This is a genomic window from Novipirellula artificiosorum (assembly GCF_007860135.1).
In the GTDB taxonomy this organism is placed as follows: Bacteria; Planctomycetota; Planctomycetia; order Pirellulales; family Pirellulaceae; genus Novipirellula_A; species Novipirellula_A artificiosorum.
The window spans coordinates 235,498-259,974 of sequence record NZ_SJPV01000002.1 but is presented as its reverse complement, the minus strand read 5'-3'; the positions used below and the strand labels follow the sequence as shown (position 1 = coordinate 259,974).

17 protein-coding genes are annotated in these 24,477 nt (G+C 55.9%); 16 read left to right on the top strand and 1 reads right to left on the bottom strand.

Features of this window, described 5'->3' with window-relative positions; all coding sequences use genetic code 11:
* Positions 1-11: 11 nt before the first annotated feature.
* The 10 genes from Poly41_RS06760 (at position 12) to Poly41_RS06715 (ending at position 18,389) form a co-directional block, all read left to right on the top strand.
* A complete protein-coding gene (locus tag Poly41_RS06760) occupies positions 12-3,086 on the top strand; it encodes a PSD1 and planctomycete cytochrome C domain-containing protein (protein WP_146525173.1) in 3,075 nt (1,024 codons plus the stop codon).
* A gap of 87 nt (positions 3,087-3,173) precedes the next feature.
* Positions 3,174-4,511 carry a DUF1501 domain-containing protein gene (locus tag Poly41_RS06755; protein ID WP_146525172.1) on the top strand — a complete coding sequence of 446 codons (1,338 nt, stop codon included), beginning with the start codon at positions 3,174-3,176 and terminating at the stop codon, positions 4,509-4,511.
* Positions 4,512-4,541: 30 nt separating this feature from the next.
* Entirely contained in the window at positions 4,542-6,809 is a 2,268-nt protein-coding gene (locus Poly41_RS06750; RefSeq protein WP_146525171.1) for a sulfatase-like hydrolase/transferase, read from the top strand.
* A gap of 17 nt (positions 6,810-6,826) precedes the next feature.
* The gene (locus tag Poly41_RS06745) at positions 6,827-8,029 is read left to right on the top strand and encodes an enolase C-terminal domain-like protein (protein WP_146525170.1); all 1,203 of its coding nucleotides are present in this window, start codon (positions 6,827-6,829) and stop codon (positions 8,027-8,029) included.
* A 76-nt stretch (positions 8,030-8,105) separates the two neighbouring features.
* A complete protein-coding gene (locus tag Poly41_RS06740) occupies positions 8,106-10,586 on the top strand; it encodes a glycoside hydrolase family 127 protein (protein WP_197231122.1) in 2,481 nt (826 codons plus the stop codon).
* Between the two features lie 64 nt (positions 10,587-10,650).
* Positions 10,651-12,381: a sulfatase gene (locus Poly41_RS06735; RefSeq protein WP_146525169.1), complete on the top strand. Its 1,731-nt coding sequence runs from the start codon at positions 10,651-10,653 to the stop codon at positions 12,379-12,381.
* 665 nt (positions 12,382-13,046) lie between these two features.
* On the top strand, positions 13,047-14,324 hold the full coding sequence (locus Poly41_RS06730; RefSeq protein WP_146525168.1) for a polysaccharide pyruvyl transferase family protein: 1,278 nt from the start codon (positions 13,047-13,049) through the stop codon (positions 14,322-14,324).
* 637 nt (positions 14,325-14,961) lie between these two features.
* Complete coding sequence (locus Poly41_RS06725; protein ID WP_231615471.1) at positions 14,962-15,294, top strand: thioredoxin domain-containing protein; 333 nt, start codon at positions 14,962-14,964, stop codon at positions 15,292-15,294.
* Positions 15,295-15,522: 228 nt separating this feature from the next.
* The gene (locus tag Poly41_RS06720; RefSeq protein WP_146525167.1) at positions 15,523-16,548 is read left to right on the top strand and encodes a J domain-containing protein; all 1,026 of its coding nucleotides are present in this window, start codon (positions 15,523-15,525) and stop codon (positions 16,546-16,548) included.
* A 299-nt stretch (positions 16,549-16,847) separates the two neighbouring features.
* Positions 16,848-18,389, top strand: coding sequence for a YifB family Mg chelatase-like AAA ATPase (locus tag Poly41_RS06715; protein WP_146525166.1), 1,542 nt, complete (start codon positions 16,848-16,850; stop codon positions 18,387-18,389).
* A 251-nt stretch (positions 18,390-18,640) separates the two neighbouring features.
* On the opposite strand, the gene Poly41_RS06710 is transcribed toward Poly41_RS06715, so the two are convergent.
* The gene (locus tag Poly41_RS06710; RefSeq protein ID WP_146525165.1) at positions 18,641-19,228 is read right to left on the bottom strand and encodes a hypothetical protein; all 588 of its coding nucleotides are present in this window, start codon (positions 19,226-19,228) and stop codon (positions 18,641-18,643) included.
* Between the two features lie 23 nt (positions 19,229-19,251).
* Between Poly41_RS06710 and Poly41_RS34790 the strand changes: the two genes are divergently transcribed.
* The 6 genes from Poly41_RS34790 (at position 19,252) to Poly41_RS06680 (ending at position 24,428) form a co-directional block, all read left to right on the top strand.
* The gene (locus tag Poly41_RS34790; protein WP_261344885.1) at positions 19,252-19,896 is read left to right on the top strand and encodes an ATP-binding protein; all 645 of its coding nucleotides are present in this window, start codon (positions 19,252-19,254) and stop codon (positions 19,894-19,896) included.
* Positions 19,784-20,965: an OmpP1/FadL family transporter gene (locus Poly41_RS06700; RefSeq protein ID WP_231615539.1), complete on the top strand. Its 1,182-nt coding sequence runs from the start codon at positions 19,784-19,786 to the stop codon at positions 20,963-20,965. Before Poly41_RS34790 ends, Poly41_RS06700 begins: the two co-directional genes overlap by 113 nt.
* Positions 20,966-21,110: 145 nt before the next feature.
* A complete protein-coding gene (locus Poly41_RS06695; RefSeq protein ID WP_146525163.1) occupies positions 21,111-21,566 on the top strand; it encodes an NINE protein in 456 nt (151 codons plus the stop codon).
* A gap of 302 nt (positions 21,567-21,868) precedes the next feature.
* Positions 21,869-22,108 carry a DUF937 domain-containing protein gene (locus Poly41_RS06690; protein WP_146525162.1) on the top strand — a complete coding sequence of 80 codons (240 nt, stop codon included), beginning with the start codon at positions 21,869-21,871 and terminating at the stop codon, positions 22,106-22,108.
* Positions 22,077-22,592 carry a hypothetical protein gene (locus Poly41_RS06685; protein WP_146525161.1) on the top strand — a complete coding sequence of 172 codons (516 nt, stop codon included), beginning with the start codon at positions 22,077-22,079 and terminating at the stop codon, positions 22,590-22,592. The genes Poly41_RS06690 and Poly41_RS06685 overlap by 32 nt, the downstream gene beginning before the upstream one ends.
* A 138-nt stretch (positions 22,593-22,730) precedes the next feature.
* Positions 22,731-24,428, top strand: coding sequence for a cation:proton antiporter domain-containing protein (locus tag Poly41_RS06680; RefSeq protein WP_146525160.1), 1,698 nt, complete (start codon positions 22,731-22,733; stop codon positions 24,426-24,428).
* The last annotated feature ends 49 nt before the right edge of the window (positions 24,429-24,477 follow it).

Below are 24,477 nucleotides of genomic sequence, written 5' to 3'. Positions count from 1 at the left end.
AAGCTTTGACCATGAAACTCATCACTTGCAGCGCGATGCTATTGCTTGCCGCCACTGCACACGCAGCGGAGCCGGTCAGCTTCGATCGTGACGTGTTGCCGCTGCTGGAAAGGCGGTGCAACAAATGCCATCACGACGAAGAACAGAGTGGAGGCCTGGATTTAACACGCCTTGCCACGATGCATCGAGGAGGTGACGAACTTGGGGCGGCGATCGTGCCAGGTGAACCTGACAAAAGCCCGCTGGTTCAGGTGCTGACCGGCGCGAAAGAACCTGCGATGCCGGAGAACGGTGATCCGTTGCCAGCGGAAGAAATTGAATTGCTGCGACGATGGATCACCGAAGGCGCAAAGGATGACACGCCCGTCTTTCCAGCCGACGACGTTGCGTTTTTTGAGCGGGAGATTCGGCCGGTGCTCGCAGAGCGATGTTTCAAGTGTCATGCCGGTGACGAACCCGAGCACGGACTGCGGCTCACGTCTCGTCAGGGGATTCTCGGCGGAGGTGCGCGTGGGTCGGCGGCCACCGTGGGAAAGCCGGATGAGAGTCTGCTCATCAAAGCGGTTCGCCAAGAGGGCGAACTGCAGATGCCTCGCGGCGGCGACAAATTGAGTGATGCTCAAGTCGCGGCGTTCGAAACGTGGGTCGCAAAAGGGCTGCCGTGGCCTGCCGACCGAAAGGTGCTGGCTCGCGAGAAGCAGTTCACGATCAGTGATTCCGATCGCAAGCACTGGGCATTTCGTCCGCTGCCGAAAGACCTGCCAACGGACTGGAACATCGACGCGACACTGAAGCTGCATCACGAACGGCTCGGACTCAATCCGTCACAGCCCGCGGACAAGTACCGATTGCTGCGACGCGTGACTTACGACTTGATCGGTTATCCGCCGACTCCGGAAGAGATTGCTGCGTTTGTGCAGGACTCGTCGCCGGGTGCGTACGACAAAGTCGTCGCTCGGCTGCTTGAGTCGCCGCAATACGGCTTGCGTTGGGGGCGACACTGGCAAGACTACACACGCAACGGCGCGAACGGTCAAAGCAATCGCGGCCCCGGCTTCGACTCGGAACGCTACTCGGAATGGGTCGCCGAATGTTTCAACGAAGATCGCCCTTGGGATTGGTTCGCTCGCGTTCATCTGGCTGGTGACAAGATGCCGGCTCTTGATGGTGGCGATTACTCAATTGATCAGGCTCTGGCGGCCGTTGTGCCCTTGAACGGGCAGCGGACGTTTGAAGAAATCGGCACCGACACTTTTGTGTTGATGGACAAGCTGGACGAGAGCGTCGAGTTTCTCGGCCGATCGCTGCTGGGCATCAGTCTCGAATGCGCGCGGTGTCACGATCACAAGTTCGATCCGATTTCGCAGCGCGACTACTACGCGCTGCTGGGATTCTTTCAAAGCAGTTGGTACGCGCCCGTGCCGGTTGCTGCAGCATCTCGCGCCGAGGCCGATGAGGCCGTTACGGAATATCGCTCATTGGTCAGCGAGAATGCTCGATTGAACGGGTTCATTCGGCAGGCTGGTATCAAGCTGAACGTGGGCGGCGGTGGTCGCGTCAAAAAATGGCAACAGTCGCGTCCCGAGATTCTGGCTCCGGTCGACAAAAGACTGCGCGAAATCGAAATCGCTGTCGTCAGCGCAGAACTGGCTGCCGCGCGGGACGCGGGTTCCACCAAACTGGCTGCCGACATTCGCACCACACTGCTCGAACTTGAAGAGAAACTACTGAATCATCGGCCACCGGTTTTCGATCTTCGAACCTTCAAACAGTTGAACTACTTCATTGGCGGCCACAAAAGCCAGATCGGCCTGATCGAACGAGCCCGCGACCTGAAACAAGACGAACTCGTTGTCGAACTGGATCGTCAGTTGGAGTATTGGAATACCGAGCGTGATCAGTGGACTGAGCGATCGCGATATGGCGGGTATGCGAAGACCGATCCCGAAGTGGCAGAACTTGTTCAGGCCGATGAACGGATTGCGGAAATCGCAGCACTGCTGGTCGCCAACATCGCGCAACCGTGGACAGCGCCGAAGGAGACACATCGCTACGTGCGGGCCGACGGTGGACTGCGACGGGCTGAGGATCTGGAGCCGCTGGACGAAGCCGACGGACTGAAGTTCAATAGCAATAATCCCGATCGAGTCTGGCTGCATCCGCATTACGTCGGCGACGCGCGATTGCTGTTGCGTGGCGACGTGCTCTACCCCGACGAACTCATCCCGCGCGGCGCCCCGGAATTCTTCGCGAGTGGGGCAGGTTTACAACCTGCCAGCCACAACCATCAACAACCGAATGACCCACCTGACAGCGGACGCCTGCAACTCGCCAACTGGCTGACTGCCCCCGACTCCACACAGTCAGCGCTCGTCGCGCGCACGGCGGTGAATCGAGTTTGGCAGAATCTGTTTGGTGAAGGTCTATGTCGAACACCAAAGGAACTCGGCCGACTTGGTGAGCGTCCTGAATTGCCCGAACTGATCGATGGACTGGCGACACGATTTGTCGCTGAGGGTTGGTCGTTGAAGCAGCTGATTCGTGAAATCGTTCTCAGCGATGCCTATCGTCGTTCCTCCGTGGTGTCGGATGAAGAGTACGAGAAAGACCCGGAGAATCGAATCTTTGCGAGGCACTCAGTGAGGCGTCTGGAATACGAACCGATTCTGAACACAATGGCAGGGCTGCTGACGGGCCAGTCTTTCGCACCGACCAGCAAGCTGAATGCCGCGGACTATGCTCAACACTTCGACCGCCCGACTGTTTACGATCTTGTTGATCGTCGCAGCGCCTCGATCTCCGCGACACAGGCGTTATTCCTGATGAACAATTCAGGGACCACAAGGAAAATCGCTGCAGAAGTTGCCACGCGTCAGGGTTTCGATAAGCACACGGAATTAGACGACGTCCTGGACACGATCTACGCAGCCATCCTTCACCGTCCGCCTACCGACGAGGAGCGAACTTTTGCGAAAGCCTTCGTCACCCGACGCCGCCAACAGGATGCCACTTCAACGTCTACGCAACATATCAGCGAATTTATCACGCTGCTGTTGTGTGGAAATGAATTCCTTTACATCGAATAACATGAATGTGGGGCAGGTTTTTAACCTGCCAACACACAGAACATCAGCAGGTTAAAAACCTGCCCAACGCAACATCCGAATCTCGCCATGTTCACACGCCGCCAGTTTCTAAGTCACGTTTCCGCCGCTTCGGGTATCGTTGCCACAGGCTCGCTGTGGACCGAGGACGACATCGTTCCCGCGACATCGGTGCCGCTTCATCATGCCGGCAAGGTGAAGAGCATCATCTTCTACTATTGCAAAGGGGGACCATCGCAGGCGCACACGTTTGATAAGCCTCGCAGCGTGAAAGATCCCGCTCTGCATCCGTTCTCGTTTTCGAAGTCCGGTCAGTCCGGGCTGGAGATATCGGATGTTTTTCCGGCACTTCAGAACGTGGCCGATGACCTTTGCCTGATCCGCAGCGGGTACGGTGCACTGGCCACGCACAATGAGGGCGGCATCCACATTTTCACCAGTGCCAGCAAGCTGGGTGCAAGTCTGGGAGCATGGATGCTGCACGGTCTGGGCAGCGGCAACCGCAGCCTGCCCGGTCACGTGCTGTTGACTGGTCGGGCGGAAGGCGACAACTGGGCGCTGTCGGACGGCGAAGTGCTCGGTGGAGCAAGGTCCGTTGGAGCCGGTGGCCTGCCACCGTCGCTTCAGGCACAGGTCGTCCGCGACCTGGAACGCCCGATCGCGAACCTCGACAGTAGAATGTCGCCAGCGGAGCAGTCTCGGTGGCTGACCGAACTCGGCGAACTGAACTCTGTATTCAGCAAACGTCATCCACACGTGCCTGATATCGATGCACGCACCGAATCGTTTCTCGCCGCGCAACGCATGCAGACGGCTGCTCCGGAAGCATTCGATCTGTCGAAAGAAATTTCGAATCCGTCGATTCGGAAACGGTACGGCCTGGATCCTCAGCCGACAAGAAGTACGGGTACGAAGTTGCTTCTCGCGCGAAGACTGGTCGAACGGGGCGTGCGGTTCGTTCTTGTGCCCAGCATGGAGGTACCGAACCTGGAAGGCGGCAGTGGCAGTTGGGACACGCATACTCCAACGCAGGTCCGCGGACTAATTCCGAATCTCGCAACAGCGTGCGATCAACCGCTGGCCGGGCTGATTACCGATCTCAAAGAACGCGGTCTGCTGGACCAGACGCTGGTCGTGTGGGGCGGCGAAATGGGTCGAGGCGGACCTGGTCACATGAACCACAACGGCAGCGCCTTCACCTGGTGGATGGCTGGCGGAGGCGTGCGCCCCGGTTTTGCTTATGGTTCCACGGACGAGCAGGGATTCACGGCCGTCGAGAATCCGATCCATGTGCGCGACCTTCACGCAACCATCCTGTGGATGTGCGGTCTGGACTACCGTCAGCTCAACTACAACGGAGTCGGCCTCGACACAACCTGCAAAGTTGCAAAGGACATCATCGGCTAGAGCCGCAGCCTGCCTCACGACGGACCAACCATGTCCTTTAATGCTCAACACGCACTTCCGCTAATCCTGCTTGCAATTCTCGTATCGAGCGTCGCAGAGACTCGCGCTCAGCCATCGCCCTCACGACCTTCCAAACCGAACATCATCATCATGATGGCGGACGATATGGGAATTGGAGACACGAGCGCCTACCTGGGAGTCCGTCTTAGCCCGAGTGCGCCTCCGAATGAAAGGACATTGCGAACTCCAAATCTCGAACGTTTTGCACAATCTGGCATCCTATTCACTGACGGTTATGCGCCCGCCTCGATGTGCAGTGCAACTCGGTATTCGCTGTTGACCGGCCGATTTGCTCATCGGTCGTACCTGAAGTATCAGGGCTGGCTGCCTCACGGCCCGAATACACCCATGATCCAGCAGGCGTTGACGACACTGCCTGAAATGCTTCAGGCAAACGGTTACCGAACAGCCGGAATCGGCAAGTATCACGTTGGCATGTCATTCGACGACGGCGCAGGAAAACCGGCCGACGATTTCTACTTTCACGATGTGGACTTTACAAAGCCACTGCTCGACGGCCCGACTCATCACGGTTTCGACGAATACTTCGGGGTGCCGGGAAACACCGAAGACCCGCTCGATACCGAGCCGCGTGTCCTGATCCGCAACGACCGCTTCGCCTTCACGGATCGCAAACGGATGAAGCTGATCGGTATGAAGGAACGCGAGGGCCGCATCCTGGCCTCACCGGAATGGGATCTCAAACAGCTCGGTCCGCTTTACCTGCGTGAAGCCGAGTCGTTCATTGATCGGCAGTCAAAAAGGCCTGACGAACCGTTCTTTCTGTACTACGTGCCAAACGCGAATCACTTTCAACGGAATCCCGATGGAGATTATGCCGTTCCAGATGAAATCGCGGGCACGCCGATTAGAGGTCAAAGTCAATACAGCGACGCAGCGAAGGCAGCCGATCGGGAGGACATGGTCCTGGAAAACGACGTTGTCCTTGGCAAGCTTCTAGAGAAGCTCATGACGACCAACGATCCTCGCTGGCCCGGCCACAAGCTGATTGAAAACACACTCGTCATCTTCACCAGCGACAACGGGCCGAACATAGGTGACAACCTCGGCAGAAATCAGGAAAGCGGAGGTCTGCGCGGCAAGAAGGCGAAACTCTGGGAAGGCGGCATCCGAGTTCCCTTCCTCGTTTCCTGGCCGGCAGTTCTCGAAGGTGGAATACTCAACAGATCGATTGTGACGCTGACCGATCTGTATGCGACGCTCGCCCGTATCGTTGGACACTCGCTTGCTCCCGACGAAGCCCAGGACAGTCACGACGTCTTTGCCTACTGGAAGGACGCTCCCGACGCACTGGACACTCGCCCACGCGTTTTCTTCTGCCATCTGGGACCACCGTATCTCAGTGACGCGTTGGCCATCCGGAAGGGGACGCATAAGCTCATCGTCAACGGTGGCCTGGCCATGCCCTGGGCTCCCTGGTCAGCCGATGGGTCGCGAGGCGATTCCCTTCCAACCGTGGTCTACGACTTGAAGCATGACCTCTATGAAGACGCCGACACGCTCGACGGACCTCCCAGTGACATCGCACACCATCTGGCAGATGAACTTCTTGAAATCCATAATCGCGGTTACGCCGGAGATTTGAATCTACCCTCTGGTCCACATCTGATCATTCACCCGGGCTGGCATAACCTGCGAAACGACGTGACCGGAGAAATCGGGTTTGAATTCCAGCTTCGAACGGGCGGCGGTGATAAGCTGGTCACTCATCTCGGAATGTTCGATGACTATGACAAAGACACTTCTGTCCGACCCGCCAGGTCCGTTCCGACGGAGCACCAGCGCGACCAGCCTTCGACACCGCCGGCCAAGAATAAGAAACGCCAGATGGCCGCGAAGCACACCCTGAGCCTTCTCCGCGTCGAATCAGACGGACCGATTGAGATTGTCCGATGCCAGGTATCGTCGGGAGACACCGGCGAGTTGCAAGGCTCGTTCCGCTGCATCCCCCTTCAAGAGCCTGTTCGCTTGAGACACGAATCTACGTATATTCTTCTGATGTCGACCAAGGTTGCCGACGGAGATCGTTTTCACGACCCGGTCAGCTTCGACGGTCTTTCACCGCTGGTGCATCCGGATGTCGTCGTCCGTCGCAGTATCCTCGTTCGAAACGAAGATATTGACGATCGCGGTGGTCTCCCGGCCTTCGAAGACGTGCATGACTCCTACTCGAAATATCGAATGCCCGTCGGACCGACGCTCCTGTTCCAACAATGACGTAAGGTAAGCCGCCCATGATCCAACGCATCATGAACCGCCGCACATTCCTGAGCCACACGGCCGTCGCCGCGGCTGCGACTGCGCTGCCTGGGTTCGCGCACGCCGCCGATTCGCCGCTCTCCGCACACCGCGTTGAAAGCGTCGAGTTCCGGACCGTCAGCGTTCCCTGGCCGCGCCAGGTCGGCCGCAATTCTCGTGGCGGCATCCACGGGAATGGGCCCACGAAGTTGCGAGTCGGTGTCCTGCACACCGACAAAGGCGCGACCGGTTGGGGCCAAACTCAGGGGAAAACCGGCAGCTCTGCGCAGCTCCTGGAACTCGTCAAAGGAAGAACCGTTGCCGAATTGATCGACCCGGCGACTGGCATCCGTTCAGAGAAACATCATGCGATCGACATTCCGCTGCATGACCTCGCGGGCGTGATTCTGAATCAACCTGTCTGGGCCATGATGGGCGCAGAGAAACCGCATCTCACCAAAGTCTATTCCGGCATGATCTACTTCGATGACCTGGACCCGGCAGACAAACCCGCTGGCATCGACAAAGTTCTAGAGAACTGCCGCTGGGATTACGACTATGGGTACCGCCAGTTCAAAGTCAAAATCGGACGCGGCAACAAGTGGATGCCTGCCAAGGCGGGCCTCGAGCGCGACATCGACGTCGTCAACGCCATCCACAAGGCTTTTCCGGACGTCGAAATCCTGGTCGACGGCAACAACGGCTTCACCGTCGACACCATGATCGGCTTCCTCAAGGGCATCGCCGACGTCCCGCTCTTCTGGATCGAGGAACCGTTCCACGAAACCGTCGCCGACTGGACTCGTCTGAAGGATTACCTCGTCGCCAACGGCCGCAAGGAAACCCTTCGCGCCGACGGCGAAGCCCAACCCGATTTCCCGGTCCTTGAAGAGCTTCAGAAGGACCACACGCTCAACGTCCGCCTGGAAGACATCTGCGGCCACGGTTTCACCAAGTGGCGCAGGCAAATGCCGCAACTCACCAGGCAAGGCATCGGCGTATCACCACACACTTGGGGCACCGCGCTGAAAGCCGTCTACACCGCCCACTTCGTCGGCGGCTATGGAAACGCTCCCACGATCGAAGGCGTCACGACGCAAGGCGGCGATGTCGACTTCGGTGAAAACAGAATCATCAACGCTCAATTCCACCCTTCCAACCAACCCGGCTTCGGCCTCTCGCTGCCAACTTTGCAGTAAGCACTCTTTCGAGCGGCAAGAAGATTTTCATTCACGCCGCGTGTTCCGGATCTGATTTTTAACAAGGAGAGTCCCTGTGCATTGGTCATACATCATTCAACTCTTGCCTTCGATTACTCTTGCCTTACTCGTTGGCACGGCGACTGCCGACTACCCGCTCAAGCCGGTGCCCTTCAACGAAGTTGAGATGACCAGCGACTTCTGGCGGCCGCGGCTGGAAACGCAGCGGAAGACGCTGGTGCCATTTGCTTTTGAACGCACGCAACCCGGTGCCGAACACTTGAAGGCCGCGCGCGACTTTCTGGCTGGGAAAAAGGTCGAAGATCATCGGGCTCACCGGTTCATTGATTCGGACCTTTACAAGGTCATGGAGGGAGCCGCCTATCTGCTGCAGTTGCGACGTGATCCGGAGTTGGAAGCGAAGCTCGACGAACTCGCTGACATCATTGCCGGTGCGCAGGAGGCAAACGGCTACCTGTATCCCTCCCACACGACAGGTGTCGGCACGGCGAAGAACATGATGGGCGACGCGCCCTATACGTTCGTGGTCCATAGCCACGAACTTTATAACGTCGGGCATCTGTATGAGGCGGCAATCGCGTATTACCAGGCGACTGGAAAGACGAAGCTGCTCGATGTTGCCGAGAGGAGCGCTCACCACATCAACGAGGTCTTCTTTCTCGGCGATCCGAGATACAACGATGGCAAGCCGATTCGCCAGGCTCCCGGGCACCAGGAACTGGAACTCGCGCTGGTCAAGCTGTATCGAGTCACCGGCGAGCAACTCTATCTGGATATGGCCCGGAGGTTTCTTGAAATCCGCGGCTTGACTTACGTGCCGGATGGGGAAGGCGTGATGTCGCCGACTTACGCACAGCAGCATGCCCCGGTCACACAGCAGACAGAAGCCGTCGGACACGCCGTTCGCGCGACTTACCTTTATTCGGCGATGGCCGATGTTGGCACGCTGACGGGCGAGCCCGGATACGGTCAGGCCCTCGATCACATCTGGGGAGATATCACCAACACGCGCATGCACATTACCGGTGGACTCGGTGCCGTGCATGGTATTGAAGGGTTCGGGCCGCAATATGAACTCCCGAACGCCGATGCTTTCAACGAAACGTGCGCGGCCGTGGGCAACGTGCTGTTTAACTATCGTATGTTCCTGTTGCATAAGGACGCGCGATACCTTGATGTGGCCGAAGTGGCACTGCTGAACAATGTGCTCGCAGCGGTCAATCTCGAAGGCAATCGCTTCTTCTACGTCAATCCGCTGGAAGCCGACGGCAAGCATCCGTTCAATCATGGGACTGCTGGACGAGCCCCGTGGTTTGGAACGGCCTGTTGTCCATCCAACATGGCTCGACTGCTGCCGCAGGTTCCCGGCATGACGTACGCGCACGACGACCGCGATGTCTACATTACCTTTTATGCCGAGAGCCGCACGGAAATCACGCTCGACGATGTGAAGGTCAAGCTGCAGCAGCAGACCGCTTATCCCAATGACGGCGAAATCAGTCTGGTTGTGAATCCCGCGAAGCAAAAACGGTTTCGCGTGCTGCTCCGAATACCGACCTGGGTTCGCGAGCAATTTGTCCCGGGTGCCCTGTACCGCTACGTGGACACAAACAACGAACCCGTGCGTCTGACGGTCAACGGCGAGGACGCTTCGCTACAACTCGAAAAGGGTTTTGTCGCGATTGATCGTCAGTGGCAGGCGGGTGATCGAGTGCAGTTGAAACTGCCGATGCCCGTTCACATCACCGAATGCCATCCGGCAGTGAAGGCCAATCAGAATCGCATTGCGCTGACGCGCGGTCCGTTCGTGCTCTGCGCCGAAGGAGTGGACAACGGCGGCGCGACGCAGCGTTTCTTCTTCGCAAAACATCCGGAGGTCGCAGACGCAGAAGTCTCGACAAAGACGATCGACGCCGGTTCGTTTCTGCAAGTGAAGATCGACGCGCAAGCGATTACGGCAGACAAGTCTATCGAGAACTCGCCACTCGTACTTACGCCGTACTATGCGTGGAACAACCGCGGCGTCAGTTCGATGACCGTCTGGTTCCCGCGTGATCCCAAACTGGCCGTGTTCGATCCCCATTTGTTGCCCAAGGAAAGCATCTTCTCGAAAGTGACGGCGTCGCACACGTTCGCCGACGACACGGTCACTGCGATCGGTGACGGCAAGGAGCCGCGATTCTCCAGCGGTAAGGATGTGCCTCGCTGGACAAGCCGCCCACAGAAGAACGAACCGCAGTGGGTCGAAGCTCGTTTCCACGCGACGAAGAGCCTGAGAAGCGTCGGCGTCTATTGGATGCAGGACCAGTTTGACGTGAAGTTTCCGGCCGAGTGGTCGCTGGAAGTTGAGCAAAATGGAGAGTGGACTCCGTTCGAGCTGTACACCACCGACCGGTACGACACACGGGCGAATCAGTTCAACATCGTTCACCCCGCCGCACCCATCCGGTGCGACGCAATCCGTGTGCGGATGACCCCAAAAGAAGATACCTGCGTTGGAATCCTCGAAATGATCGCAGAGTTCGAGAAAGAATGAGAATGAGGCCGTCTCACATCATCACCATCCGTCAATCACAGTTAATCAAAGGAAGAGTGTGATCATGCTACGTTGTTTCATGCACTGCACCATCGCCGTGCTGTTGTGTTTGTGTCTCGTTCCCAGCGTGGGCGCCGCCGAGTCGCCGCCTAATTTCGTCATCTTTTATGTAGACGACCTTGGGTGGGCGGACACTTCGGTTCGCATGATGGATGATGAACCGCTTTCGGCCAGCGATTTCTATCAGACCCCGGCACTTGAGCGACTCGCCAAACAGGGAATGCGGTTCACGAGCGGTTACGCACCAACCCCAACATGCACGGGATCACGTATCAGCATTCAGTTCGGCATGACATCAGCCAGATTGCAGTACCGAAACGTATTCGATGTGCTCTCCAAGAAACAACGACCCCGCGGTTGGGACGACGAAGTCTCGATGGCTGCCGTGGTTAAAGCCGCCGACAAAAACTACGTGACGGCTCATTTTGGCAAGGGAATGTCAGTCCGCCGGATGGACCACGCCGGCTACGACGTCACGGACGAATTTGACAGGGGACCTAATGGGAATGGTCATGGCTCGTACATCGACGTCAACAAGAAAGTGCCGATTCCGGACGACAATCCAAAACGAATCGTCGACCTGACGCGGCGCTCCGTTGAGTTCGTGCGAGAACACGCCGGCAAGCGACCGTTCTTCCTGATGGTTTCGCACTACGCCGTGCACATTCCCCATCAAGCCAGCCCGGCGGCGATCGAGAGCTGCCGACGACGGTGGGTTGCAGCGGGAAATCCGGATGTTGGCCCGGATGACAAGGAATACAAAAAGCACTTTCCGGAGTGGCGATATGCTGCGATGATCGAAGAGACCGACGCGAGTCTCGGGGCCATCCTCGACGCGCTCAAGAAATCAAAAGGAATCGACAACACGTACGTCATCTTCACGTCCGACAACGGAGGCGGTCACGGCCGTCGTGACGAAGCAGGCAATCGATTCCAGGGCCCACTGCAAGAGGGCAAGCGTTCGACATACGAAGGCGGCCTGCGTGTTCCGTTCATCGTCTCCGGCCCCGGAATCAAACCTGGTTCGCAATGCGACGTCCCCGTCGTGCAATGGGATCTGCTGCCCACGCTGCACGATCTGTCCGGCAGTTCCGCGCCGCTGCCCGCCGGCGTTGACGGCGGAAGCCTGCGAGACGTGTTCGAGCGCGGCGATGACGGCGTTGTTCCTCGGAACGCTCCCGGTTTGGTCTTCCACTACCCTTGCCACTACCACCCGCCGATCAGCGTGATTCGGATTGGTAATTACAAACTGATGCGTCATCTAAATTCCGGAGATGTCAAACTATTCAACGTGGCGACGGACTATGCCGAGCAGCAGGACCTCGCCCAGCAACTGCCGGAGAAAGTCAAAGAGATGGATCGAATTCTCAAGCGGTACGTTGATGAAGTCGACGGCGGCCAGGTGTCGGAAGTCTACGCTGCGTATTTCGAGTGGCTAGATGCGGAGCTCCAGAGAAAAGAGGAACGACATCAGCGTGACGTCGATTCGCTCAAGCAAAGGAACCCGCCGGATCTGGAAGAGCAACTCGCAAAGCTGGAAGCAGAATTGCAGGCGGCGCGGCGCCAGCACGCCACAAAGACGGCCATCTGCGAAGATCAGATGACGAATCCATCCTGGCGTGAAACGAGGAAGAACGAGGTAGTTGAAGAAATCGGGATCGACAAAAAGGGAAATGTCATCGTCCCTAAAACAGAAAAACCGCCTAAAAAGAAAGCCGCGAAGGTGGACGAGTGATACCGGAGAAGTTTTGCTGCCGATGAATTCGCGCCGCATCAATACGCGTCCGGAATGCCCAGCATCGACTTCCGAATCGACCATCGACCCCGGTCACTATTGCTGACAAGCCGTACCAGAAGGAGAATTACTTCAAGCCAAGATTGACGTAAGTGCCTGCGGGAGAATGCCTATGTCGACACTCATAAGCCGCACGCCGCGGAAAAAAAGTTCAATTGACGTCCTGTCACCCCGACTTTCTCAGTAAGTCAGTTTCGGAACTTCTTTCCGCTCAACGGCTTGCGAATGGTTCAAACCTATCCAGTTGCCATAGGGCAACTGGACGAAGGTCGTTCTGCTGTGCATTCCGCATCCTGCGAAGCGTGCCACACCGGCTCCTCGCCAACTGATAGATTTGGTGACCAGAGCGGGCCACCTCCCGCAGCGAACTGCTGTTGCTTCTCGCTGCCGTCCGTCGATGTAGGTTAACACCTGTTTTTGAACGTTCTTTTTGCAGCATTCGCACGCGACCTTTGGCCGCGAGATTGAACGCGACGCGCCGGATACTACAATCAGTGAACTGGCAAGTCGCTTGCTCAATCCTCTCAACCCTCTCAACGGAAACTCTATTCCCTTGCACGCGCGACCGAGACTTCGAGCTTATCTCACTTGAGGAAATCAACTATATGTCCTTACGTAGACGTACGTTTATTCAGACGACCTTGCTGGGTGTCTCGAGTGCTGCTCTTCCGAGTACGGCTATAGCCTTCAAACTTCAGAAACGGCCTCGGATTCTTCTACGAGGATCATGGCATTCCATCAACATCGGCGACATCGCGCATACCCTTGGCACGATCAATCTGATCAGCACCTATCTGCCGGAGGTGGAGATTGTTCTGTGGCCAAAAAATGTGAAAGATGGGGTGAAGGAGATGATCCAACGGAGGTTTCCCAATCTGCAGATCATCGAAAAAGAGCAGGAAATACAGAGAGCCTATCAGGAGTGCGATTTCTATTTGCATGGTTCGGGACCGGTTCTTCTAAAGAAGGAAGACCTTCAGAAGTGGCACGAGGAAACGGGCAAACCCTATGGGGTCTTTGGCATTGGTCTCGGTAACAAGACAGCCGTGGAGCAGAGAGACCTTCTGAACCAGGCCGAATTCCTCTTTTTCCGTGAAACCGTCTCCCTCCAAAGAGCTCGGGACAACGGATTGGAGTGTCCCATCATGGAGTTTGGACCGGATGCCACCTTCAGTACCGATGTGCGCAATGATTCGGCGGCAAACCGCTTCCTCACGGCTCACGGCTTGGAGCATGGCAAGTTCCTGTGTTGTATTCCCAGGTACCGTCGATACCCCCTTCCTCTGGGCAAAGAATATTGGGAGGTCGAAACTCCCTTTGAACCGGAGGCTCCTGTTGAACCGATGAACCAGAATCGCAACGAGGAGATGAAAGAACAGGATCATGCGCTTTTGCGCGAGGCGATCATCCGCGTGGTTCGAGAGACGGACATGAAAGTATTGGTCTGCCCGGAAGATATCTCGCAGGTGTCGCTCGGGAAAGAGATGATCATCGACAAGCTTCCCGAAGACATAAGGAAAGAGGTGGTGTGGAAGGATTCCTTCTGGCTCACCGACGAAGCGCTCAGTACCTACCTTCGGTCTGCCGGCGTGTTCGGGCTCGAGCAACACTCTCCCATCATGTGTATCGGGAACGGAATTCCGGCCATCGTCGGCCGTTTCCCGGAACAGGGCGTGAAGGGGACGATGTGGCGCGACATCGGGCTTGAGGATTGGCTGTTTGACATCGATCAGCCTGAAGATCGTGAGAACTATGTGCCTGCCGTGTTAGAACTGGCCAAGCATCCAGAGGCGGCCAGAGACAAGGCGGCCAAAGCCCATGGGAGAGTGGAGAGGTTTCAGCAACGCATGGTTGAGGTGCTGAAAGAGGCCATCGGTGGGTGAGCAAGGGATCTCTTTGGGATTCCGGTTGTCGTCAGTGTGGGAGCACGGGCAAGAAGGATGGCCAGGTTCTGGATGAACCAGTGGGGAAGGAAAGTCATAAATCCAAACAGGCTCTCCGGATCGTCTATTCAAGGTAAGCACTTGACTCTTGCTGTTGGGCTTACGCGCGTCGGACAAAACGACCGACTGCAGTTGCCATCTATTCTTCGAGCCAGCGGTTGGACCATCCTCAGCATTTTGGGTGATCCCCGAACTGCAGGAGGTGCGTGACACCGAAGCGAGTTTCAGCCACTTCGCTTGCGCCACCCGGTGGCCGATACCGGAAGCCTTTTCGTTTCCTAGCCACGCGCCGGCTTCATCGGCTCGGTCGCATTTTCGGTGCGTATGATAATCAGGCGCCAACCATCTCTAATTCGAGGGTGGTGGTCAAGTCACCAAAGCTGCTGCTCTCAACTTTCAACGATCTCTCAAAACGCATCGTCGATTTCATTTGCCTCACCATTTTTCAACGAAACTTCCGTTTCGACCGCGGGTTCAACAGGTGTCCGACTCTTGTCTGAAACAGATAGGCGTACATTCCTCCGCTTTGGACATTCACTCCAAAGAGTGAAACCCTCCCTTAACGTGAAGACGATCCATGAAAAACCGCTGCGCCACCTTCGGGCTACTCCTGGTTTTGGTAACCGTTGCCTTTTCGTCAACCGCTCAGGCACAGCGGCGGCGTCAAGCAACGCCAGGTAAAGAGCCACCTCATCCACCGAAGGTCGGTGAAGTTGCCCCGGAATTCGAGCTGATGGATCTGAAAGGAGAGAAGGTCTCGCTGAAGGAACTGACGAAGGAGTCGCCCGTCGTGATGCTCGGCCTTCGCTTTGTGATATTCGGTGGTGGTATCATCGGGATGGGTCTGATCGTCACCAGTCTGGGATTGCTTGGACTTGGATCAGCGAGAGTCCTTACGGGGATGAACTGAATGTTGGGTGACGCCCCCGCGCGACTGAGGTAACGCATGACCCTCCAATGCACGCGAGCGGCGAAGTGGGGCGTTTTCAAACGGGCCAACTCTTGTCGCCGCCGGCTGATCGGTGACGGCGTTGGCTGGGGCCAATTGGAGATCAATTTCTTGCTCATTCTTAACTCTATCTGTTAGGTTAAAGAGCATTCAACCCAAATTGTTATCCCAGAAATCGGAGTCTTTAGCATGAGGGCAGTGATTGCGAGCCTAGCCTTCTGCCTTGTGGCGGGTCCAGTAGCAGCACAGTCGGCAAAACAAGCGGTTAATGAGAAGTTGGAGCCGTTTGAATGGATGATTGGCCATTGGACCCCAGACAAACTTGAGGTGTTTGGGCACGATTTTGAAGCCAGGGCCTTTTCGGCAGTCGTCGTCGAGCCAAGTGAGAACGGGCGTGAACTTGTTACTACATACTCATACTCCTACACCTACGGTTCGCCGCACTCGAGCCACATCAAGGAACATACCGTCCACGTAACGGAACGTCTTCGCTGGGAAGATGGCAATGTGGTTTTGAGTGTTGAGCATGATCAATTCCAAACCAAAAGAAAGCTCGAAACGAAGTTGATGCGCAGAGAGGATGGCGTTTGGATTGGATACATCTATCCTTCGACTCTGAGAATCGGGAGATCAAAGTCCGAGGACTTTAGAAGGTCACTTTACAGTCCAGAGAATAGGTTGAAACTTTCCATTGCAGTTCAGAACGCTGACTTCACACCTCCGCCGCTCCAACAGGAACTCAGAGCCCTTTCTTGGCTAATCGGAACCTGGGTGATTACCGGCCCGCGTTCAGCAGCCGATGGTCCCTATTGGCACTATCAACTTGAGAGCCCACTTATTGTTACTGCGGCTGAGGATGGCAAATCAATCGTGTTGAGGTACACCTTTTGGAAGCACTACACGACGATGTTCGGCTGGCACGGGGAGGTCGAAGAACAACTGTCGTGGGATGACTTAGAAAAAAAGTTCAAACTCTTCACCGTAATCGAAAAGGGAGTCGGCGGTACCCTACCCTCACGGGTAGAGACTGTTGAGTATCTTGCACCGGACGAATTCAGGATTGCTGAGAAAAACGAAAAGGGTATGAAGCGGATTGGGTTTGCTGAAGAAGCCGTCAAAGTGAAAGATCAGAACGGGCCGTGGACCCCCCCAATGTTGGCGGTAGAGCTTGGAGTAAATTTCGAGAAGAAATCTGATGATGTGCCAGAAAAGTAGCAGTGATTGATTGCGTGTGTTATCTGAATTGAGTTCACATGCCGGTCGAGATTTCCCGTGATTGCCTATCGCCTGGTCCTGACGTTCGGTTGCGACAGTTCGATAACTGAAGTTGAAGCAAATGACGGAACGCGGAACTTGTCCTCGAGCCTAGATTAATACTTCAATGTTGGCTCACCTATTGGCACAGAGGGGAGCTGCAATCGAAGCCTTGGCGATTGGATCACCTGCTTGTTTCTGTTCGCGTAGACTGTCACAATCGACACAGACAAACGCTACCCTATCGAGGGACTGTCGAGATGTTGGCACGACTGAAAACATTCACGCTGCTGGGAATCGAGGCGATGCCAGTCGATGTGGAGGTTGATATTTCGCCTGCGGCCATGCCCAAGACGATTCTGGTGGGATTGCCGGATGCGGCGGTCAAAGAGAGTACGCATCGCGTGGAACGGGCGATCGTCAACAGTGGTTTCATCCGACCGCATGACCGGATTGTGATCAATTTGGCCCCCGGTGATCTCCCCAAACAAGCTGCCTCGTTCGACTTGCCTGTTGCACTTGGAGTGCTGGCTGGAAGTGGACAGTTGGCGATCGATCTTCTCGAAAAGTATGCCGTCGTCGGTGAATTGGCGCTCGAGGGATTGACGCGACCGATCAAAGGCGTGCTATCGATCGCGATCGAAGCGGCGAAGAATGCGGACCTTCGCGGAATTGTCGTGCCCTATGAAAACGCCAGCGAAGCGGCGGTGGTGGAGGGCATCGAAGTGATTCCGGTGCAAAGCCTTGCTCAAGCCGTCGCTTTTTTTTCTGGTGAGATTGAGCTCGATCCGGTGCCAAGCTGTGTGGAGAAACTATTCGAGCAGTTTAGTGTCTACGAGATCGATTTTGGTGACGTGCGCGGTCAAGAATCGGCCAAACGAGCGATGTCACTGGCTGCCGCTGGCAATCACAATTTAATCATGGTGGGTCCGCCCGGCAGCGGAAAGACGATGCTGGCCAAGCGGATGCCAACGGTATTGCCGTCGTTGACCGCATCGGAGTCGATTGCGACCACGCGGATTTACAGTGTGCTGGGGCAACTGCCGAGCGGTCAACCGCTGCTGGCTTGCCGGCCCTTTCGTAGCCCACACCATACGATCAGCGATGCGGGCCTTGTGGGTGGTGGCAGCCCGCCGTCGCCGGGGGAAATCAGCAAGGCCCACAATGGAATCCTATTTCTGGATGAGTTGCCTGAGTTCAACCGCAAGACATTGGAAGTCATGCGTCAGCCGCTTGAGGATGGCGTGGTCACGATTTCGCGTGCCTTACGCAGCACTACGTTCCCTTCCGACTTCATGCTGATCGCAGCTGCAAATCCTTGCCCCTGTGGTTACCGTAGCGACCCGCGTCGCAGTTGTAATTGTTTACCGACTCAGATCGAGAAGTACATGGGGCGAATTTCTGGGCCCCTGATGGACCGTATCGACATCCACATCGAAGTCCCAGCCGTTCCGTTCGACGAATTGTCTTCAAGCTGCGGTGGCGGAACAACGAGCGAGCAGATGCGAGCGGATGTGATCAAGGCTCGCGAGGCTCAGTTGGCCCGCTTCGGCAACGGCACGGTGCGGTACAATGCGCAAATGAGTAGTCGCCAGGTGCGAACGCATTGTGCTTTGAACAAGCCTTGCCAGCACATGCTGCGTCACAGTGTTGAAGAGATGGGGTTGTCCGCCAGAGCCCATGACAAAATTTTGCGTGTTGCCCGAACGATCGCCGATGTGGCTGGCGATGAACTGATTGAGGAAGTCCACCTCGCCGAAGCGATTGGCTATCGTAGTTTGGATCGGGATTTTTGGACCTGATGCTAAGCTGATGCACGTCCGTTTTTGCCTCGAGTGTTTAGGTGACACGTTCGCTTGCAATTGTCTCTATCACCTGATCGGGACGAACGGGGTAATTGGATTGAGGATTTTGAATCAGGAACAAGCAAGGACCAGGAACAAGAAAAAGAACACCCGAGTGTGAGGCGAATTGGCGGACACGAACTGGTTTGCCGTGCATGATGTTGGAGAGTTCGTCGTTTCGAAGCGGGTTGCTTTTTGGGGAAGGGGGGTCAGATGCCGCCGCAACTGCCGAACTCTTGGGAAAGCGTCATCCAGTCCCAATTTTTGCCGTCATACCGGTAACGCAATCGCGTTTCAAATGGAATGCCGGGACCCGATTGCGAAACCGCTGTTCCAAGACACGTCAACACGAACGAATCTGCCTGATCCACCGCGCCAGCGAACCTGACTTGCGTTTCCTCAGTCAACAATTGTTTCGCTTCGGCGACTGGGAAAGTACGCTGCGAATGCGGTTGATCCGCGGCGAGTAGAACCTTGCGACGCCCGTCAGGATACACCATTTTAATCGACTCAAAAACGACGGTTTCGAAGTCGGGCCCCACTTGGAGACCAGTCTGTTTGTAAAGGTTGACGACCAAATCATGCGGCAGACGTCGGTTGTCTATTCGCACAAATGGAAAATAGAGTCGGGAAACGTCATGTTCAATTATCGGTTCGGCTACGAGAACGCAAGATTCAATGGGCGATTCTTTTGAAAAACGCTCAGCAAGAGTGAACTTGTCATCGAGACCCACAATCATGCATCCGGAACTGACGGTGGCAACGAATGCGATGCCGATGATAGATCGATTCCCCATCCTGATCTCCAGTAAACAGACCGATGCTTAGTTATGAAAAAACGATTGGCAACGTCAAGACAGCATCATTTCCTAAACGTGCGCTACGCAGCACGACGTTCCCTACCGACTTTATGCTGATCGCAGCTGCAAATCCTTGTCCCTGTGGCTACCGTAGCGACCCACGTCGCAGTTGCAACTGTTTACCGACCCAGATCGAGAAGTCCGGTCGGCGCACCGTGCGGACTTTGTGGTGCGTTTTTGCGTGGGGGACGCCTAAGTCGAGATGGTCGAAAGTTCAGTGCCGCCCCTTGCGATGCGTTGTCCGCCAGCTGGAACGATGCCTTTCGGGCTCTCACGACAAGGCAACGAGCCTTGTTTTTATGACCGCTTACCACTTTGCGGCACAGGATGACTGTAGGGGATGTGCACATTCTGCCGAAAGAAGGGGTGAGGGAACGTCCGTTCGTAGGAGAGTCGGGGTAGGGACAAATGCAGAAACCAAATCGCTTGATGTTTGCGGTGGCCTTTTTCGGTGCCATATTCAGCGCTCAAGCCCTGCTTGCTCAAGGCACCATCTTTTCGTCCAGTGGGCCTGTCAATCGCAGCATGGGTGGGGCAGCCGTCGCCGCTCCGATCGACTCCATTGGCGCGATTTACTGGAATCCGGCGACCATAAGCGGGCTTGAACGGTCGGAAACGGCGTTGGGCATGGGGGTGCTTTTCCCCAACCAAACCGTCGCCTCCTCGGTGGGTGGTTTTGCCGGGTCAACCGATGCCGATGCCGGTGCCTTTCCGCTCCCCAATATCGGATGGGTGCATAAAACCGAGAATCCAAAGGTGACCCTCGGATTGGGGATCAACGCGGTTGCCGGATTCGGAACGAACCTGCCCGTGGATCCCACCAACCCTGCATTGGCACCAACCGGTCTCGGGCGCGTGGACTCGAACGCGTCGTTCCTGCAAATCGCTCCGGTCCTATCGGTCGCCTTGCGGGACAACCTGTCCGTTGCCGCTGGCCCGACCCTGACGGCGGGGCGGATCAGTCTCGACCCGTTTGTCTTCGGTTCGGCAAATGCGGACGGCAGCTACTCGTCGGCGAGCGGGACGCGCTACCATTGGGGTGGTGGGTTCCAATTGGGTGCCTACTACATCCACAGTCCTGCCTGGCGATTTGGTGCCTCGCTGAAGAGTCCGACTTGGATGGAAACCTTTCAGTTCCATTCGGAAGACCAGCTGGGGAATCCGCGAGAGCTGAGCGTCGACGTCGACCTGCCTATGATCCTTTCGTTGGGTACGGCGTACGACGGACTCGAGAATTGGCTTTTTGCGTTGGATGTTCGTTACTTTGACTATAAGAACACCGATGGATTCGGCGACCGAGCGGTATTCGATGCGACGGGGAAATTAGGCGGATTGGACTTCAGCAGCGTGATGTCAACATCGCTGGGGATCCAAAGAGCTGTGAGTGAGCAGTTAACGATTCGGGGAGGATACTCGTACAACCAAAACCCGGTCAGAAACAGTGAAGCGTTTTACAACGTTGCATCACCCTTGACGTTCCAGCACATCCTCAGCACGGGGGCGTCGTTGCGATTCACCGACAATCTCGCGGCAAACGTGGCCTACTCATATTTCTTCGAGAACACACGATCTGGCCAGATCGTCTTTCCCGGGATCGGCGCGATTCCCGGTTCGACCTTCGACAATACGCTCGATGCCCATATTGTAAGTTTTGGGCTCACGATTCAGCAGTAGCACCCTTTTCTTTGATTCCGGATCAGAACTTGCGGTACAATTTGGCACCGTCATTTGCAAAGAATCGGATCGGTTAGGCGAATAGACGGGTTGAGCGTTCGCTTCCGGAGCGAACGTGTCACATGCCCCTGTCCGTTGAAGAACCATGGAAAATACAGCTCCGACAGCCAATCCGTCTCGCTCTGACCGAGCGGTCCCCTCGTATGACGCTGTCGATGTTTCTCACCCGGTGCTCGTCGGCTACCTGTTCTGGATTCTCGGTTTCATCGGGGCGCACCGCTTCTACTTCGGCAAGCCACTCACTGGTGTCCTTTGGTTCTTCACCGGAGGGCTATTCTTGGTCGGTTGGATTGTTGATTTGTTCTTCATCCCTGCGATGGCAGAAGAAGCGAATCGGCGTTACCGAAATGGGCGGGTCGACTTTACCGTCGCTTGGCTGTTGCTGACGTTCTTGGGCTTATTTGGAGTCCACCGCCTGTACATGGGCAAGATCATTACGGGAGTGGTCTATTTGTTGACCGGTGGGCTGTTTGGGATTGGCTACGTCTACGATACCTGCACGTTGAACGAGCAAGTCGAAGAAATCAACCGACAGACTTGATCGCGCCGGATTAGCCTATCGACGTAGTGCAAATTGTCACAACCGGGCCAAGGCGATGACGATTTGGGCCAGCAAGCAGCGGGATTTGGCATTTGGATCCAGGTTTCATTTTGGATGAAGGTTGGAATCCAGTTCTCCAGGATCTTTTTGCTGCTCGACGCAGTCATTTGCCGGCCTCTATACTGAGTGCGTCGGCCTTGCGTTGTGCTTGGCTCTTTTCTCTTCGAAAACCAAGGCGTGTTCGTTCCGTATTGTGCGAACGATTCCGCGGCCGGTTTTCAATCACCTGCGGGGGAATAGTTATGGCGATCGATCTCATGCAAATGCTGAAGAGCCAAGTTACCGGACAACTGGCAGGCAAACTGGGTAGCCATTTGGGCGAAAGTCCCCAGGCAACGACCCAAGGATTGGATGCCATTTTTCCCACCGTTCTCGGTGGACTGATGAAGCAGGTCTCACAACCTGGTGGCGCAGCGAAGATCAACGAGACACTCGATCAAGGTGACTACGATGGCAGCTTGCTCGACAACATCACCCGATAGCGGTGGTGGCGGTTTGGTTAAGGTGTTGTTGCCCCTGGTGATCCTGGGATTGCTAGGATGGCTCGGTTATTCACTGCTAAAGGATGGCCCCGACAAGGCGGATCGGGATGTCGTGGATCCATTGGGTGGTATCGAGATCGACAGCGGCGTGCCTGAAGTGCCGGCGGGAATGGCCGATCTCGGCACGAATTTGACGGGGAGTATGGAGAAGCTGAACGATGTTTTCGGGAACATTGTCGATATTGAATCTGCCAAAGCTCAGCTCCCCGAACTGACAACCATCAACGAAAGTCTTGGTGCCTCGGCAGCGATGTACGAGAAGGCACCTGAGGCGATGAAGTCGACGATTGGAGCCACGATTAGCAAAATACTGCCAGGAATCAAGGAAAAGATCGATTCGGTGTTGGCCATTCCTGGTGTTGGCGAGATTTTGAAGCCGATCGTTGACAGCCTGTTGGAAAGGTTTGCTGTTTTTTCGGCATAACATCTCTTAGAACGTGCGGAAGTACGTGCAATTTTCTGCCGAGTCGGTCTATGATTGACGGGCGTCAAATTGTTTTGAACGAGCATTCGGAAAGCTCTGTTTTCCGAATGCATCTGGAGAGGGCTCTCAAGCGGCATCATGGGTGATTTCCATTTTCATATCGCCAGCACGCTTGGGCTGCTGCTCGGTGCGTGCCTTGCCGCCGGCGTCTTTGCCGACTTACTCCATCTTCCCAAGGTGACCGCCTTTTTGTTGGTTGGCTTGCTGGTTGGCCCAAGTGTGATGGACCTGATTCCCGAAGGACATGTGGAACGATTCGAGCCGGTGCTTGAATTTGCGATGGCCATCGTCCTGTTCAACCTCGGCTGTGAGTTCACCTTCAAGAAGGTTCGTCGGATTGCAGCCCACTGCTTGGCGGTATCCGCGACCGAGATCTTGTGCACGTGTGGGTTGGTGACCATTGGGTTGCGATTATTTGGATGTTCTGGTGGCACCTCCTTGTTACTCGGGTGCCTCGCTGTTGCAACTGCTCCCGCGACAACGATTTTGGTGCTCAAGGAATTTCGCTCCGAAGGGCCGGTCACCGAGAGCACCGGTTTCTTGGTCGCGATGAATAACTTCGCATGTATCGTGTTGTTTGAGTTTGCTTTCCTGGCGATCCACTTGATTCAAGGGAAACTCGAAATCCCGTTGACAGAACAAATGGGGGTGCTGTTGCTGGACATTGCCGGTTCGGTGTTGTTGGGATTGGCGGGCGGTTTGGTTGTCAGCTACGGGTGCGGGCTGCTGCGAATGACCCGTTGGCTGGTCTTGCTGGTCGCCACCACGACCTTCTTGCTTGGCATTTGTGAATCCTTGGACATTCCCTACATGGTGACCTTTTTGGTGATGGGGGTGACGGTGGCGAACACCTCCGACATGAAGGGCAAAATCGTTGACGAACTCGATCACTTATCAGGCCTGTTGGCGGTGGTTTTCTTTGCCGTCCATGGAACTCAGCTTGACGTCGGTGCTTTCGCAGCTGCGGGTATGGTTGGCGTGATCTACATCGTGTGTCGGATGCTCGGGAAATGGTTGGGTGTCTACGCGGCGGCTCGGGCAACGCGTCAACCGCTCGAAGTTCGGCATTGGCTCGGAAGTTGTTTGTTTGCCCAAGCTGGGGCTGCGATCGCGCTATCGTCCATTGCGGTGGCTCGCGATCCGGAGCTCGGTAAACCGATCCAGGACATCATCCTTGGGTCGGTGGTCTTGTTTGAAATCATTGGCCCGCTCTTTATACGGCAATCGCTGCTCCGAACGGGCGAAGTTCCGCTTGCCCAAGCGATTCATCACACCAGCCGTACGCCGTTGGAACAGGTTCGCGAATTGGGGTATCGTTTTCGAACCGGACTTGGCCGGCACAGTGACCCGAAAGGCGCGGTGGACCAAGTCGGAGGCAAGGTCAAAGTGAGCGATTTGCTGCGCAAGACAAAAGGGATACATCAATCGGCCGACTTTGATGCCGTGATCTCGCACATTGAACATAGCCATGACAACACCTACCCCGTTGTCGATGACCGGATGCGAGTCGTTGGCGTGATACGCTATCCGCTGCTAAGCAATGTGATGTTTGACGACAGCGTCACGCAGTTGGTCCGAGCCGAGGACTTGGTCAGCGAGACCGATGCGATTCTCTATCCGGATGATCCCGCAGCGCGTGCCTTTGAACTGTTCGAAGCTGAAACGGATGACTGTATTCCCGTCGTCACGCGTGAAGAGCCTCATGAGCTACAAGGGGTGGTGCGGCGCAGTGACGTGATGCACACGCTGATCACACGCCGTCGAAAAAGCAAATAGAGTTTTCCGTTGTCGCCGAGCGAAATGGCATTCGCTAAGATGGTGGCAG

Bases quoted from the DNA above. Each gene is read 5' to 3' on its own strand.
- Poly41_RS06690 (WP_146525162.1), top strand. From the start codon at position 21,869: ATGGCGATCGATCTCATGCAAATGCTGAAGAGCCAAGTTACCGGACAA.
- Poly41_RS06720 (WP_146525167.1), top strand. From the start codon at position 15,523: ATGAGGGCAGTGATTGCGAGCCTAGCCTTCTGCCTTGTGGCGGGTCCA.
- Poly41_RS06735 (WP_146525169.1), top strand. From the start codon at position 10,651: ATGCTACGTTGTTTCATGCACTGCACCATCGCCGTGCTGTTGTGTTTG.
- Poly41_RS06710 (WP_146525165.1), bottom strand. From the start codon at position 19,228: ATGGGGAATCGATCTATCATCGGCATCGCATTCGTTGCCACCGTCAGT.
- Poly41_RS06755 (WP_146525172.1), top strand. From the start codon at position 3,174: ATGTTCACACGCCGCCAGTTTCTAAGTCACGTTTCCGCCGCTTCGGGT.
- Poly41_RS06750 (WP_146525171.1), top strand. From the start codon at position 4,542: ATGTCCTTTAATGCTCAACACGCACTTCCGCTAATCCTGCTTGCAATT.
- Poly41_RS06725 (WP_231615471.1), top strand. From the start codon at position 14,962: ATGAAAAACCGCTGCGCCACCTTCGGGCTACTCCTGGTTTTGGTAACC.
- Poly41_RS06685 (WP_146525161.1), top strand. From the start codon at position 22,077: ATGGCAGCTTGCTCGACAACATCACCCGATAGCGGTGGTGGCGGTTTG.
- Poly41_RS06760 (WP_146525173.1), top strand. From the start codon at position 12: ATGAAACTCATCACTTGCAGCGCGATGCTATTGCTTGCCGCCACTGCA.
- Poly41_RS06695 (WP_146525163.1), top strand. From the start codon at position 21,111: ATGGAAAATACAGCTCCGACAGCCAATCCGTCTCGCTCTGACCGAGCG.
- Poly41_RS06745 (WP_146525170.1), top strand. From the start codon at position 6,827: ATGATCCAACGCATCATGAACCGCCGCACATTCCTGAGCCACACGGCC.
- Poly41_RS34790 (WP_261344885.1), top strand. From the start codon at position 19,252: ATGCTTAGTTATGAAAAAACGATTGGCAACGTCAAGACAGCATCATTT.
- Poly41_RS06730 (WP_146525168.1), top strand. From the start codon at position 13,047: ATGTCCTTACGTAGACGTACGTTTATTCAGACGACCTTGCTGGGTGTC.
- Poly41_RS06680 (WP_146525160.1), top strand. From the start codon at position 22,731: ATGGGTGATTTCCATTTTCATATCGCCAGCACGCTTGGGCTGCTGCTC.
- Poly41_RS06715 (WP_146525166.1), top strand. From the start codon at position 16,848: ATGTTGGCACGACTGAAAACATTCACGCTGCTGGGAATCGAGGCGATG.